The sequence below is a fragment of the Streptomyces sp. NPDC051561 genome, assembly GCF_044454195.1.
Classification (GTDB): Bacteria; Actinomycetota; Actinomycetes; order Streptomycetales; family Streptomycetaceae; genus Streptomyces.
Window position 1 is genome coordinate 558,808 of record NZ_JBITDM010000003.1, and the last position, 13,450, is coordinate 572,257.

9 protein-coding genes are annotated in these 13,450 nt (G+C 69.2%); 4 read left to right on the plus strand and 5 right to left on the minus strand.

Features of this window, described 5'->3' with window-relative positions:
- Position 1: 1 nt before the first annotated feature.
- The 3 genes from ACIA73_RS10705 (at position 2) to ACIA73_RS10715 (ending at position 3,047) form a co-directional block, all read left to right on the plus strand.
- Positions 2-934 carry a carbohydrate ABC transporter permease gene (locus ACIA73_RS10705; protein ID WP_399438063.1) on the plus strand — a complete coding sequence of 311 codons (933 nt, stop codon included), beginning with the start codon at positions 2-4 and terminating at the stop codon, positions 932-934.
- A gap of 5 nt (positions 935-939) precedes the next feature.
- A complete protein-coding gene (locus tag ACIA73_RS10710) occupies positions 940-1,776 on the plus strand; it encodes a carbohydrate ABC transporter permease (protein WP_399437988.1) in 837 nt (278 codons plus the stop codon).
- 110 nt (positions 1,777-1,886) lie between these two features.
- Positions 1,887-3,047, plus strand: coding sequence for an alkaline phosphatase PhoX (locus ACIA73_RS10715; RefSeq protein ID WP_399437989.1), 1,161 nt, complete (start codon positions 1,887-1,889; stop codon positions 3,045-3,047).
- 15 nt (positions 3,048-3,062) lie between these two features.
- Here the strand turns inward: ACIA73_RS10715 and ACIA73_RS10720 are convergent, their stop codons facing one another.
- From ACIA73_RS10720 to dusB, 4 genes are all read right to left on the minus strand, one after another.
- Positions 3,063-4,076 carry an ArsR family transcriptional regulator gene (locus ACIA73_RS10720; RefSeq protein WP_399438064.1) on the minus strand — a complete coding sequence of 338 codons (1,014 nt, stop codon included), beginning with the start codon at positions 4,074-4,076 and terminating at the stop codon, positions 3,063-3,065.
- Positions 4,077-4,487: 411 nt separating this feature from the next.
- Complete coding sequence (locus ACIA73_RS10725) at positions 4,488-6,890, minus strand: discoidin domain-containing protein (RefSeq protein ID WP_399437990.1); 2,403 nt, start codon at positions 6,888-6,890, stop codon at positions 4,488-4,490.
- Between the two features lie 267 nt (positions 6,891-7,157).
- Positions 7,158-9,914: a pyruvate, phosphate dikinase gene (ppdK, locus tag ACIA73_RS10730; protein WP_399437991.1), complete on the minus strand. Its 2,757-nt coding sequence runs from the start codon at positions 9,912-9,914 to the stop codon at positions 7,158-7,160.
- Between the two features lie 420 nt (positions 9,915-10,334).
- On the minus strand, positions 10,335-11,462 hold the full coding sequence (dusB, locus tag ACIA73_RS10735; protein ID WP_399437992.1) for a tRNA dihydrouridine synthase DusB: 1,128 nt from the start codon (positions 11,460-11,462) through the stop codon (positions 10,335-10,337).
- A 121-nt stretch (positions 11,463-11,583) separates the two neighbouring features.
- On the opposite strand from dusB, the gene ACIA73_RS10740 reads away from it, so the two are divergent.
- Positions 11,584-13,005 carry an MFS transporter gene (locus tag ACIA73_RS10740; RefSeq protein WP_399438065.1) on the plus strand — a complete coding sequence of 474 codons (1,422 nt, stop codon included), beginning with the start codon at positions 11,584-11,586 and terminating at the stop codon, positions 13,003-13,005.
- A gap of 125 nt (positions 13,006-13,130) precedes the next feature.
- On the opposite strand, the gene ACIA73_RS10745 is transcribed toward ACIA73_RS10740, so the two are convergent.
- The gene (locus ACIA73_RS10745; RefSeq protein WP_399437993.1) at positions 13,131-13,340 is read right to left on the minus strand and encodes a DUF6243 family protein; all 210 of its coding nucleotides are present in this window, start codon (positions 13,338-13,340) and stop codon (positions 13,131-13,133) included.
- Between the last annotated feature and the right edge of the window lie 110 nt (positions 13,341-13,450).

Consider the following 13,450-nt stretch of genomic DNA (forward strand, 5'->3'; position numbering starts at 1 on the left):
GGTGAAGGCGCACGGCACGACGAAAACAAGGCTGTTGGGGACCCAGAACCGCACCCTGTGGTTCTGGGTCTTCGTCGGGCCGTTCGCCCTCGGGCTGGGCCTGTTCACCTATGTTCCGCTGCTGTGGAGCCTCTGGCTCAGCTTCTTCGACGCGCACAACACCGTCTCGCCGACAAAATTCGTCGGCTTCGACAACTACACGGCGATGCTGCGCGACGACGCCTTCACCAGCAGCCTCGGTACCTTCGTGCTGTTCACCGCGTTCATCGTGCCGGCGACGTACGCGCTCTCGCTCGCCCTCGCGCTGATGGTGAACCGGCTGAAGTTCGCGCAGGCCTTCTTCCGGTCGGTGTTCTTCCTCCCGGCGGCCTGTTCCTATGTCGTCGCGGCCCTGATCTGGAAAATGTCGATCTTCAGCGGGGTGCGGTTCGGGCTGGCGAACACCGTGCTCGGCTGGTTCGGCGCGGATCAGACGGCGTGGCTGTCGACGACCGATCCGCCCTGGTACTGGCTGGTCATCGTGACCGTACGACTGTGGCTGCAAGCCGGTTTCTACATGATCCTCTTCCTGGCCGGGCTGCAGCGCATCTCACCCACGCTGTACGAGGCCGCCTCCGTCGACGGCGCCCGCCCCGGCTGGCAGGTCTTCCGCCACATCACCTTCCCGATGCTGCGGGCGACTTCGGTGGCCGTTGTCCTTCTTCTCGTCATCAACGCCTTCCAGGCCTTCGACGAGTTCTACAACCTGCTGTCGGACTCGCGCGGATATCCGCCGTACGCCCGGCCCCCGCTCGTCTACCTCTACTACACGGCGCTCGGGCAGGGGCAGAACCTCGGGCTCGGCAGTGCGGGCGCCATCATCCTGGCGCTGATCATCGCCATCGTGACGATCTTCCAGGCCCGCTTCTTCGGCCTCGGCCGGAAGGAGGACTGACCCGGATGGACGACGCCCTGGTACGAGTGGGACGCGCACTGCGCGTGGTGCTGCTGGTCGCACTCGCGCTGCTCTTCCTGGTCCCCTTCTATCTGCTGGTGCGCAACGCTCTCGCCACCGACGCCGAGATCACCTCCCCGGAGTGGACGTTCTTTCCGTCCACCCTTCAGTGGGGCAACATCGGAGAATTGTTCAACGATACGGCGATCCCTTTCTCCCGTACCCTCCTCAACTCCTCGCTGATCGCCGTCGCCACCACACTCGGCACCCTGCTGCTCGCCTCACTCGCCGGATACGGTCTGGCCCGCATCCCCTACCGGCACGCCAACAAGGTCTTCTACGCGATCCTCGGCACCCTGATGGTCCCGGCTGCCGTCACCTTCGTGCCCAGCTTCGTGCTGGTCTCCTCGCTCGGCTGGATCTCGACCTTGCGCGGGCTGATCGTTCCGACGCTGTTCTCCGCCTTCGCCTGCTTCATCTTCCGGCAGTACTTCCTGGGTTTCCCCAGGGAGCTGGAGGACGCGGCCCGGGTCGACGGGCTCGGTTACTGGCGGACGTACTGGCGGATCGTGGTGCCCAACTCGCGGCCGGTCTTCGCCGCCGTCGGCACCATCGTCTTCATCGGCGCCTGGAACGCCTTCCTGTGGCCGCTGGTCATCGGGCAGGACCAGCAGTCATGGACGGTGCAGGTGGCGCTCTCCACCCTCAACACCGCCCAGACGGTCAATCTGCACGAACTGTTCGTCGCGGCGGCCGTCTCGATCCTTCCCCTTGTCCTGGTCTTCCTCTTCTTCCAGCGGTGGATCGTCGCGGGAGTCGAAAGGTCCGGCATCGACGACTGATTCGCCTCTGCTTCACCGCCAGTTGACGCCACGTCAACTCGCGCTGCCTAGGTTCCGGGGGCACGGCAAGCCCCTCCCCGCCCCGTCCCCGGAACCTGGAGCGATCCCCCATGCAACGACGCACCTTCCTGCGCACCGCGGTCCTCTCCGCCTCCGCGACCGCCTTCGGTGGCACCCTCTGGCGCGGCGCCGCGTACGCCGACCCGGCACAGCCCGGCACCGGCCCCTACGGAGCCCTCGGTTCCGCCGACGCCAACGGCATCCAGCTCCCGGCCGGCTTCAGCAGCCGTATCGTCGCCAGATCCGGCCAGAAGGTGGCCGGCACCTCCTACACCTGGCACAACGCCCCCGACGGCGGCGCCTGTTACGCCGACGGCACCGGCTGGATCTACGTCTCCAACTCCGAGATCAACCCCTCCGGAGGCGCGGGCGCGGTCCGCTTCTCCGCGACCGGCGCGATCACCGGGGCGTACCGCATCCTCTCCTCCACCCGGCAGAACTGCGCGGGCGGCAAGACCCCGTGGAACACCTGGCTGTCCTGCGAGGAGGTCGACCGGGGCTACGTCTACGAGACCGACCCGTGGGGTGTGAAGGCGGCCGTCCGCCGCGACGCCATGGGCCGCTTCAAGCACGAGGCGGCCGCGGCCGACCCCGACCGCAAGGTCGTCTACCTCACCGAGGACACCTCCGACGGCTGCTTCTACCGCTTCACGCCCAGCAGTTGGGGCAATCTCGCGGCGGGCAAGCTGGAGGTCCTGAAGATGGGCTCCGGCACCAGCGGCCCGGTCACCTGGGGGGCCGTATCCGACCCGACCGGCGCCTCCAAAGCCACCCGCGACCAGGTCTCCGGCGCCAAGCGCTTCAACGGCGGCGAGGGCTGCTACTACGCGAACGGCATCTGCTTCTTCACCACCAAGGGCGACAACCGCGTCTGGCGTTACGACGCCGCCGCATCCACCCTCGACCTGGTCTACGACGACTCCCTGGTCACCGGCGGCTCCGCCCCGCTCACCGGCGTGGACAACGTCACCGGCACCTCCTCCGGCGACCTCTACGTCGCCGAGGACGGCGGCAACATGGAGATCTGCATGATCACCCCGGCCGATGTCGTCACCCCCTTCCTGCGCGTCAACGGCCAGTCCGGCTCGGAGATCACCGGCCCCGCCTTCTCCCCCGACGGCAAGCGCCTCTACTTCTCCAGCCAGCGCGGCACCAGCGGCAGCTCCTCCGGCGGCCTCACCTACGAGGTCACGGGCCCGTTCCGCGCCTAGGGCCGCTCGCTTTGATCATGCTGGGCTCACCGGCGCCGGTGCCGCCCCGCCCCTGAGCAGGGCGGCACCCAGCGGAGTCAGCGAGTGCAGTACGGCGCTGCCGTGCCGCAGCGTCACCACCAGGCCCGCCTCCCGCAGCACGCACGCGTGCTGACTGGCGGAGGCGAGGGAGACCCCGGCGCGGCGGGCCAGCTCGCTGGTGGTGCAGCCGTGGCCGATGGCCCGCAGCACCACGGAGCGGGTCCGGCCGACGAGCCTGCCGAGGTACGGTCCGCCGCCGGCCGGGGCGGTGGCGGCGGGCGGGGTGCGGTGGGCGACCGGGTAGACCAGCACCGGGGAGAGCTCCGGGTCGTACAGCATGACCGGCGCCCCCTGGCAGAAGAACGACGGCTGGAGCCGCAGCCCCCGCCCGTTCAGCCGCACTTCGCGCTCCACCGGATAGTCGGTCTCCAGTACCGGCGAGTCCCAGCGCAGCACCGGCGACAGCGAGGCGAGCAGTGCCTCGGCGCCGCCGTCGAGGAAGGCACGGCCCCGGGCGGCCCGGTCGGCCTCCACCCGGGCGTGCAGATGCGACCAGTAAGGGGCGACGGCCGCGCGGTGGTAGTCGCCCAGGGCATCCACCAGGGCTCCGAGCGCGGGTGGTTTCCTCAACTCCCCCGGTGTCGGCGCTCCGATGCCGGGCGCCCCGCTCAGCTCACGCCGGGCCAGCGCCACTTCTCGCACCACCTGCCCCTCGGGAGTGGCCCGGACCGCCTCCGCGCCCTCCTCCCAGCCGTGCGCCCCCTCCGGCGGGGTGAGGAAGTCGGGGAAGTACCCGCGCACCGGCACCACGGAGGCCAGCATCCGGCGTGCCTCCCGCCCGCCACCACCGAACCGGGTCCGTGCCTCGGTGCGCCACGGCGCGTACACGCGGCCGCCCCGCCGGTCCCGCAACCGGTGGAAGCTCAGCACTGTCTCCCACCACGCGTCCGGCCTGGCGGCCAGCCGCACCCGGGCGAGATCCTCCCCCGTGAAGTGGATACGCAGCACCACCGACCCAACTCCCCACCCTCGCCCGCAGGTTGCATCCGCAACCGTCCCGCAGATGAGTATGCACGCACTCACACGCGGTCACCACGGCCTTTCGGCCACAGTTGAAACGCCTCGCGGGCACGCCTCGAACACGGAAGGCTGAGTGGTGTCGGGCGCCGGGCGCCGCGGACGACGAAAGGGCGGGGCGAAGGCCGTGGGGGGCTTCGTCGCGCTTGACGGCGACGTACGCGGTGCGAGGACCGGCCGCCCGACAGCGATGCGGGGCGCGGACGGTAGGTGGGGATCTGCCGTCCGCGCCCCGCGCCATGTGTGCGGTGGGTCACCCTCCGCCCCGTACCGCAAAGGTCAACTTTTCAACTGCCACTTCGCGCAACGGGGTTGAGCGCCCGCCGTGGTGGCGACCCGACGCTATCCGCGGACCTCGAACCGCCACAGCGAGTACCCGTAGGTGGACTGCCGCGTGCGGCCCTGCATCCGGACGTACCGGGCCTGTTCGGGGGCGGACAGTTCGACGACGTCCTCCCCGGCGGTGGTCCGACCACGCCGCTCGGCGACGGTGCGCCAGGCGGAGCCGTCCCCGGACACCTGGAGGTCGTAGTCCTTGCCCGCCGCCGCCTCCCAGTCGAGCAGGACGCGCCGTACCGGGTGCACCGCCCCGAGGTCCACCTGAATCCATTCGCCGTCGGTGTACCGGGACGCCCAGCGGGTGCCCGGGTCGCCGTCGGTGGCGAGTTCGGCTCCCAGGTGGCCGGTTTCGGCGGACGAGGCGGTCGTCGTCCGGCCCCGCGCCAGGTCGGGTACGTCGAAGACCTGCACGGACCACAGGGTGTACCTGGCGGGCCGCCGCTCCCGGCCGCGCACCCGGACGTACCGGGCGTGCACGGCGTCGAAGGCCAACTCGTCCCGCCCGGGGGTCTGTCGCCCGCGCCGCTCGGCCACGGTCCGCCACTCGTGCCCGTCCCCGGACACCTCGATGTCGTACGCCCGCCCGAACTCCTGCCCCCAGTCGAGCCGCACCCGGCCCACCCCGCGCATCCTGCCGAGGTCCACGGTCAGCCACGGTTCGCGCTCCTGGCGGCTGCTCCAGCGGGTGACCGGGCTGCCGTCGGTGGAGCCGCCCGGCCGGGTGCCGTCCCCGGACGAGGAGGCCGAGGCGTCGGCCCCGAAGGAGATCTGGTCCGGTTCGGCGAGGGTCGGTCCGACCACCTTGAGGCCGGGGCCGAGCGCCCCGCGCCGCATCGAGGCGGTGAACTCGCCGTACGGCATCCCGGCGCCGGCCCCGCTCCACATCTTCTGGGCGAGCACCCCGAAGGTCTTCTCGATCAGTCCGTGGACGTCCTTCTCGGTGTACGTGGCGTGCACCAGGTCGTTCCAGACGGCGGACATGGCGCCGCGCAGCACCGGGTCGAAGGGCGCGAGGCTCTCCTTGCCGGGGAAGACGTGCGGCTCCCAACTGTCGTAGAGATAACGGCCGTCGAGGCCCAGCGGGTGGTAATAGGTGGCGAAGGGGACGATGTAGAGCAGCCCGTCGTTGGTGTTGACGAGGTCGGTGTACCCGTCCCGCTTCGCGGCCTGCGGGCCGTACCAGCCGTTGTTCCAGCTGTGCACGGTGACGTTCTTGTCGTAGGCGGCCGGGTCGTCGGTCAGCTGGGACAGCGAGCCCCAGGCGCGCGGACGCTTTTTCAGGGTCTCGCGCAGATGGGCGGCCATGCCGTTGAAGTACGCCCGGTAGTGAGCCTCGGGGCCGGTGTACTCGTCCGCCCCGTAGTGCACTTCGGGGCTGCGGAACCATGGCGCGAACTCGTCGAAGACCTCCTTCATGAAGGTCAGCGTGTCCGGATTCCCCAGATCGAGGTGGTCGCTGTTGGCACCGCCCAGACCGATGTCCGGCCGGAAGCGGACGAAGGAACGCGAGTGCGCGGGGGCGTCGATCTCCGGGGTGAGCTGGACGGCGTGTGCGGCGGCGGTGTCCTCGAAGGAGTCCCAGTCGGCGCGGTCGTAACTCCCGTCCTCGGCCGCCAGCCCGTCCCACCTGCTCTTCTCGCTGCGGAGCCGGAAGGCGTCGTACGCCTTGGACCAGTCGCCGCCGGGGGCCTGGATCTCGTTGTCGTTGAGGTGCAGTTGGAGGTCGTTGAGTTTGAACCAGCCCATGATCCGCAGATAGTCGCGGAGGAATCCCGGGGTGAAGTAGCGCCGCCCGACGTCCAGCATGAAGCCGCGCAGCCGGTAGTGGGGCCAGTCCTGGGCGGTGCCGGCGGGGACGCGGGTGCGGCGGTCGTCCTGGAGGAGGATCTGCAGGAGGGAGCGGGTGCCGTAGAAGGCGCCCCGGTATCCGGGTGCGGTGATCGTCAGCCGGTGCGCGGTGACGTCGAGTGCGTACCCCTCGTGCCGGTACCGCTCGCCGCCGCGCGGGTGTACGGCGCGGGGGTCGACCCGCAGCACGATGTCGCCGCGCCGGGCGCCGCCCTGCCGGGGTGCGGCGATCCGCACCCCGGTGACCTCCTCGATCTCCCGCGTCAAGGTGTCGGCGAGGGCGAGGAGCTGACGGTCGGCCGGGCCGTCGACGACGACCCGGGTGCCGACGTCGACCCGGTAGCTGCCGGTGGAGCCGGTCCACTCCTGGAGGGCGGGGACGACGACGGGTCGGGCGTTGGTGCCGTCGGCCGTCGTGGCGGGTGCGCGCAGGGGCGGTGCGGGTTCGGCGGCGTACGCCGAGACGGCGGGAAGGGGGAGTGCGGTGGCGGCGGAGACGACGCCGACGGCGGTGACGAGGGTGCGGCGGGATATGCGGGGCGGCGGTTCCTTGCTCATGCGGGGTCCTCCTGGGACGTCCGGGACGTACGAGCTTGAGGTGACGCGATCGATCCACCGTGGTCTATACCGGTAACCGAACCGGGACCACAAGGGCGCGCACCAGGAACACCCGCCCCACGGGAAATCGCCGCGACAACGCCTCCACGCCGAAGCGGCGGCACCCCCGCACAGGGTGCCGCCGCTTCGTAGGGAGCCGGATCCGCCGCCGGGGGTGAGGGTGGGTACGAAGTCCCGGCGGCGGATCCGGTGGTCTCGCGGGTCGGGTCAGCGGCTGTCGCTGCCCGAGGACTGGGCTGCCGCACGGCCCGCTTCCAGGCGGGCCACCGGAATGCGGAAGGGCGAGCAGGAGACGTAGTCCAGACCCACTTCGTGGAAGAAGTGGACGGACTCCGGGTCGCCGCCGTGCTCGCCGCAGACACCCAGCTTGAGGTCGGGGCGGGTCTTGCGGCCGGCCTCGACGGCCGAGCGCACCAGGGCGCCGACGCCGTCGCGGTCGATCGTCTCGAACGGGGAGACGCCGAAGATGCCCTTCTCCAGGTACGCGGTGAAGAAGCTCGCCTCCACGTCGTCGCGGGAGAAGCCCCAGACCGTCTGCGTCAGGTCGTTCGTACCGAAGGAGAAGAACTCCGCGGCCTCGGCGATCTGACCGGCCGTGAGGGCCGCACGCGGCAGCTCGATCATGGTGCCGAGCGACAGCTTGAGGTCTATGCCGTGGGCGGCCTCGACCTCGGCGATGACCTGCTCGGCCTCGTCGCGGACGATCTCCAGCTCCTGGACCGTGCCGACCAGCGGAATCATGATCTCCGCACGCGGGTCGCCCTTGGCGTTCTTGCGGGCGGCGGCCGCTTCGGCGATGGCACGGACCTGCATGCCGAACAGACCGGGGATGACCAGACCGAGGCGGACGCCGCGCAGGCCGAGCATCGGGTTCTGCTCGTGCAGGCGGTGCACGGCCTGGAGGAGGCGCAGGTCGTTCTCGTTGGCGTCCTTGCGGGACTCGGCGAGGGCGACCCGTACCGACAGTTCGGTGATGTCGGGCAGGAACTCGTGGAGCGGCGGGTCCAGCAGACGGACGGTGACCGGAAGGCCGTCCATCGCCTCGAAAAGCTCTATGAAGTCCTGCTTCTGGAGCGGCAGAAGACCCTTCAGGGCCTCTTCGCGCTCGGTGTCGGTGTCGGCCAGGATCAGGTGCTCGACCATCTCGCGGCGCTCACCGAGGAACATGTGCTCGGTGCGGCACAGGCCGATGCCCTGGGCGCCGAAGCGGCGGGCGCGCAGCGCGTCCTCGGCGTTGTCGGCGTTGGCACGCACCCGCAGGCGGCGGCGCCGGTCGGCGTACGCCATGATCCGGTGGACGGCCTCGACCAGTTCGTCGGCGTCGTCGGCGCCGGCGTGCATCCGGCCCTCGAAGAACTCGACGACCGGCGACGGGACGACCGGGACCTCACCGAGGTAGACCTTGCCGGAGGAGCCGTCGATGGAGACGACGTCGCCCTCCTCGACGACCGTGTCGCCGACGGTCAGGCGGCGGCGCTTGGTGTCGACCTCGATCTCCTCGGCGCCGCAGACACAGGTCTTGCCCATGCCGCGGGCGACCACGGCTGCGTGCGAGGTCTTGCCGCCGCGGCTGGTCAGGATGCCTTCGGCGGCGATCATGCCGTCGAGGTCGTCCGGGTTGGTCTCGCGGCGGATCAGGATGACCTTCTCGCCGGAACGCGACCACTTGACGGCGGTGTACGAGTCGAAGACGGCCTTGCCGACCGCTGCGCCCGGGGAGGCGGCGATGCCGCGGCCCAGCAGCTGGGTCTTCGCGTCCTCGTCGAAGCGGGGGAACATCAGCTGGGCGAGCTGGGCGCCGTTGACCCGCTGAAGGGCCTCGGCCTCGTCGATCAGGCCCTGGTCGACGAGCTGGGTGGCGATGCGGAAGGCGGCACCGGCGGTGCGCTTGCCGACGCGGGTCTGCAGCATCCACAGCTGGCCGCGCTCAATGGTGAACTCGATGTCGCACAGGTCCTTGTAGTGCGTTTCGAGCGTTTCCATGATCTGCATGAGCTGGTCGTACGACTTCTTGTCGAGCTGCTCCAGCTCGGCGAGCGGGACCGTGTTGCGGATGCCCGCCACCACGTCCTCGCCCTGCGCGTTCTGCAGGTAGTCGCCGTACACGCCCTGGTGGCCGGAGGCCGGGTCGCGGGTGAAGGCGACGCCCGTACCGGAGTCGGGGCCGAGGTTGCCGAAGACCATCGAGCAGACGTTGACGGCCGTGCCCAGGTCGCCCGGGATGCGCTCCTGGCGTCGGTAGAGCTTGGCGCGGTCGGTGTTCCACGAGTCGAAGACCGCGTTGATGGCGAGGTCCATCTGCTCTCGCGCGTCCTGCGGGAAGTCCCGTCCGCACGCGTCGGAGACGATCTTCTTGAACTTCTTCACGAGCTTCTTGAGGTCGGCGGCCTCCAGGTCGGTGTCGACCTTGATCTTCTTGGCCGTCTTGGCCTCTTCGAGCGCTTCCTCGAAGAGTTCGCCGTCCACGCCGAGGACGGTCTTGCCGAACATCTGGATCAGGCGCCGGTAGGAGTCCCAGGCGAAGCGCTCATTGCCGCCGGCCTGCTTCGCGAGTCCGGTGACGGAAGCGTCGGAAAGGCCGATGTTCAGGACCGTGTCCATCATGCCGGGCATCGAGAACTTGGCGCCGGAACGGACCGAGACCAGCAGCGGGTCGTCCGCCTGGCCGAGCTTCTTGCCCATCTTCGCCTCAAGGGCGTCCAGGTGGGCGCTGACCTCGTCGCGCAGTTCCTTGGGAGCGTCACCGCTGTCGAGGTAGACCTTGCAGGCCTCGGTGGTGATGGTGAACCCGGGGGGCACCGGCAGGCCGAGATTGGTCATCTCGGCGAGGTTGGCGCCCTTGCCTCCGAGGAGGTCCTTGAGGTTCCGGTTCCCCTCGGTGAAGTCGTAGACGAACTTCTGCGCCGTGGACGCCGAAGAGGCCGAAGACGACTGCGTTACGTGGGGTTCTTTGTTTTCCGACACGGGTCTCGGCTCCTCGAAGACGCGGTGGCTGCCCTGACGGCGAGGAACATACCCAGATCGAAGGTGTCTGGGTACGTCCACTTAACCGTCATACGGCTTTAACCACCTGTCCGCCAGCAGATCGAAAGCCGTAGGGGTTTCGCGGGGCGAACAGGGTTAAGTTCAAGACTTGCAATCATCATCACTCTCCGATGAATAGATTGCGCAGTTCACCACTCAAAGTGAGCAAACTGCCCACCCAGTAAACAAAGAAGGAGTGGCACCGAGTGCCACTCCTTGGAAAAGTGCAATCCCGCTCGCGCCGCTCATGTGAGCAACTACATCATCAGGCGTGGCGAGAATCACGCTCACAAGTGAGCGCGGATCTCAGGATGCAGACCCGCGCTCAGCCTTGATTATCTACCGCCCGCACCTGGACGATCACCCTCCGGAGGTGTCGAGCTCCGCTTCGGCGCTGATGCCAGCACAGTCGTACGGGTCCTTCAGCCAGCCATCCGGCAGTACAACCCGCCCATTTCCGGACGTACGCCCACGAGGGCCGTCCGCACCCACCGGCCACGGCTGGTCAAGGTTCAGCTCGCTCATGTGAGCGTCCATTTCGGCCAGAGATGAGGAGATCGCGAGCTTCTTGCGCATCTCCGAACCCACCGAGAAGCCCTTGAGGTACCAAGCCACATGCTTCCGGAAGTCGATGACACCGCGTGCCTCGTCCCCGATCCACTCCCCGAGCAGTTCCGCATGACGGCGCATGATCACCGCGACCTCGCGCAGCGTCGGCTCGACCCGCTCGGGGCGCCCCTCGAAGGCGGCCACCAGATCCGCGAACAGCCACGGCCGGCCGAGGCAGCCACGCCCCACGACCACGCCGTCGCAGCCGGTCTCGCGCACCATCCTGAGCGCGTCGTCGGCCGACCAGATGTCGCCGTTGCCGAGCACCGGGATCTCCGGCACGTGCTCCTTGAGACGGGCGATGGCCGACCAGTCGGCGGTGCCGCCGTAGTGCTCGGCGGCGGTGCGCCCGTGCAGGGCGATCGAGGTGACGCCCTCGTCGACCGCGATGCGTCCGGCGTCGAGATAGGTGAGGTGATCGTCGTCGATGCCCTTGCGCATCTTCATGGTGACCGGCAGCGCCCCGGCGTTGCCCACCGCCTCGTGCAGGATCGCCCGCAGCAGCGGCCGCTTGAACGGCAGCGCGCTGCCACCGCCCTTGCGGGTCACCTTGGGCACCGGGCAGCCGAAGTTGAGGTCGATGTGGTCGGCCAGGTCCTCGTCCACGATCATGCGGACCGCCTTGCCGACGGTGACCGGGTCGACGCCGTACAGCTGGATCGAACGCGGTGTCTCGTGCGCGTCGAAGTGGATCAGGTGCATGGTCTTCTCATTGCGCTCCACCAGCGCCCGCGTCGTGATCATCTCGCTCACGAACAACCCCTTCCCGCCGGAGAACTCACGGCACAGGGTGCGGAACGGCGCGTTCGTAATGCCTGCCATGGGTGCCAGCACCACGGGCGGCTGCACGACATGGGGGCCGATGTTGAGCGGAGTCATTACCTCATTGTCGCCCACGTGCCACCCCTGAACGAGCGATTTCTTTAGTTAACCGTACTATCGAAAAATGCCTGCCTCGTCCGCGGCCACCGACACCTCGCCGCTCACCCACCGCCGCCGGATGCTCGTCCTGGCGATCTGCTGCATGAGCCTGCTGATCGTGAGCCTCGACAACACGGCCCTCAATGTCGCCCTCCCCTCCATGCAGCGCGAGCTGGACGCCACCGTCTCCGGCATGCAGTGGACGATCGACGCCTACACCCTGGTCCTGGCCTCGCTGCTGATGCTGTCGGGGTCGACGGGCGACCGGCTGGGGCGGCGCAAGGTGTTCATGGCGGGACTGGTGATGTTCACGCTGGGCTCGCTGCTCTGCTCGCTCGCCCCGAACCTCGAATCGCTGATCGCCTTCCGCGCCGTGCAGGCCGTCGGCGGCTCGATGCTCAACCCGGTCGCGATGTCGATCATCACCAACACCTTCACCGACCCCCGCGAACGCGCCCGCGCGATCGGCGTCTGGGGCGGCGTCGTCGGCATCTCCATGGCGGCGGGCCCACTGATCGGCGGACTGCTCGTCGACTCGGTCGGCTGGCGGTCCATCTTCTGGGTCAACCTCCCCGTCGGCCTGGCCGCACTGCTACTGACCTGGCGTTACGTCCCCGAGTCCCGCGCCGCGAAGGCCCGCCGCGCGGACCCGGTGGGCCAGCTCCTGGTGATCGCGCTGCTCGTCTCGCTGACGTACGCGATCATTGAGGCCCCCGAGGCGGGCTGGACCTCCGCCCTCACGCTGTCCCTGGTGGGCGTCTCCGTCCTCTCCCTCATCGGCCTGATTCTCTACGAGCCCCGGCGGACCGAACCGCTGATCGATCTGCGGTTCTTCCACAGCGCCCCGTTCAGCGGCGCGACGGTGATCGCCGTCTCCGCCTTCTCCGCCCTCGCCGGGTTCCTCTTCCTCAACACGCTCTACCTCCAGAACGTCCGTGGCCTGTCCGCCCTGCACGCCGGTCTCTACATGCTGCCGATGGCCGCCATGACCTTCGTCTGCGCACCGCTCTCCGGACGGCTCGTCGGCTCGCGCGGGCCACGGCTGTCGCTGCTGGTCGCGGGGGTGGCGATGGCGGCGAGCGGGGTGCTCTTCGCCGCATTCCGGGCGGAGACGTCACCACCGCTGATGTTCACCGGGTACGTCCTGTTCGGCGTCGGTTTCGGCATGGTGAACGCGCCGATCACCAATACCGCGGTCTCCGGAATGCCCCGCGCCCAGGCCGGAGTCGCGGCAGCCGTCGCCTCGACCAGCCGGCAGGTCGGCTCGACCCTGGGCGTCGCGGTGATCGGCGCGGTGATCGCGGCAGGCGTCAGCGGCGCCTCGTACGCCGACGGCTTCGTGGACGCCAGCATCCCGGCCTGGTGGATCATCGCGGGATGCGGCCTGATCGTGCTCCTCGTCGGAGCGCTGACCAGCGGAAAGTGGGCGCAGGGCACGGCGCGGCGGACGGCGGAACGCCTTGGGCAGCAGGAACGGACCGAGGTCGCGGCGAGCTCCTGACGCCGGCCCGCCACCCCGTCCCACAGCAGCGGGGCCCGGACCGCACTCGGCGATCCGGGCCCCGCTGACTCATTGATTCATGTCCTGCGTCGTACAGGCCTTACGTCGTTCAGGCCCTACGTCGTTCAGGCCTGCGCGTCGGTGCTCTCGGCGGCACTGTCAGCACCTTCTGCGGTGCCCGCGCGCTCGCGCATCTTGCGCAGCAGTTCCTGCTTCTGGCCGGCGACACTCGCGCGGTCGGCGTTGCGGTGCGGCCCGTTGTCCTGCTTCTCGGCGCGGGACAGTTTCCTGCGGTTGCCGCCGATGTTGAGCAGGTTGTTGCGGCTCTTTGCCACGGGGTTCTCCCGGAGTGTTGAGAGGTGATCTACGGATTCGTCGGTGGGGGACGGGTCCGCGCTCCACTGGAGGGGCCCGTCACGCTCTCACTCGTAAATCGGCGTCTGGA

Coding starts and splice junctions, on each gene's coding strand:
- ACIA73_RS10715 (WP_399437989.1), top strand. CDS start 1,887: ATGCAACGACGCACCTTCCTGCGCACCGCGGTCCTCTCCGCCTCCGCG.
- ACIA73_RS10740 (WP_399438065.1), top strand. CDS start 11,584: ATGCTCGTCCTGGCGATCTGCTGCATGAGCCTGCTGATCGTGAGCCTC.
- dusB (WP_399437992.1), bottom strand. CDS start 11,462: ATGACTCCGCTCAACATCGGCCCCCATGTCGTGCAGCCGCCCGTGGTG.
- ACIA73_RS10725 (WP_399437990.1), bottom strand. CDS start 6,890: ATGAGCAAGGAACCGCCGCCCCGCATATCCCGCCGCACCCTCGTCACC.
- ACIA73_RS10710 (WP_399437988.1), top strand. CDS start 940: ATGGACGACGCCCTGGTACGAGTGGGACGCGCACTGCGCGTGGTGCTG.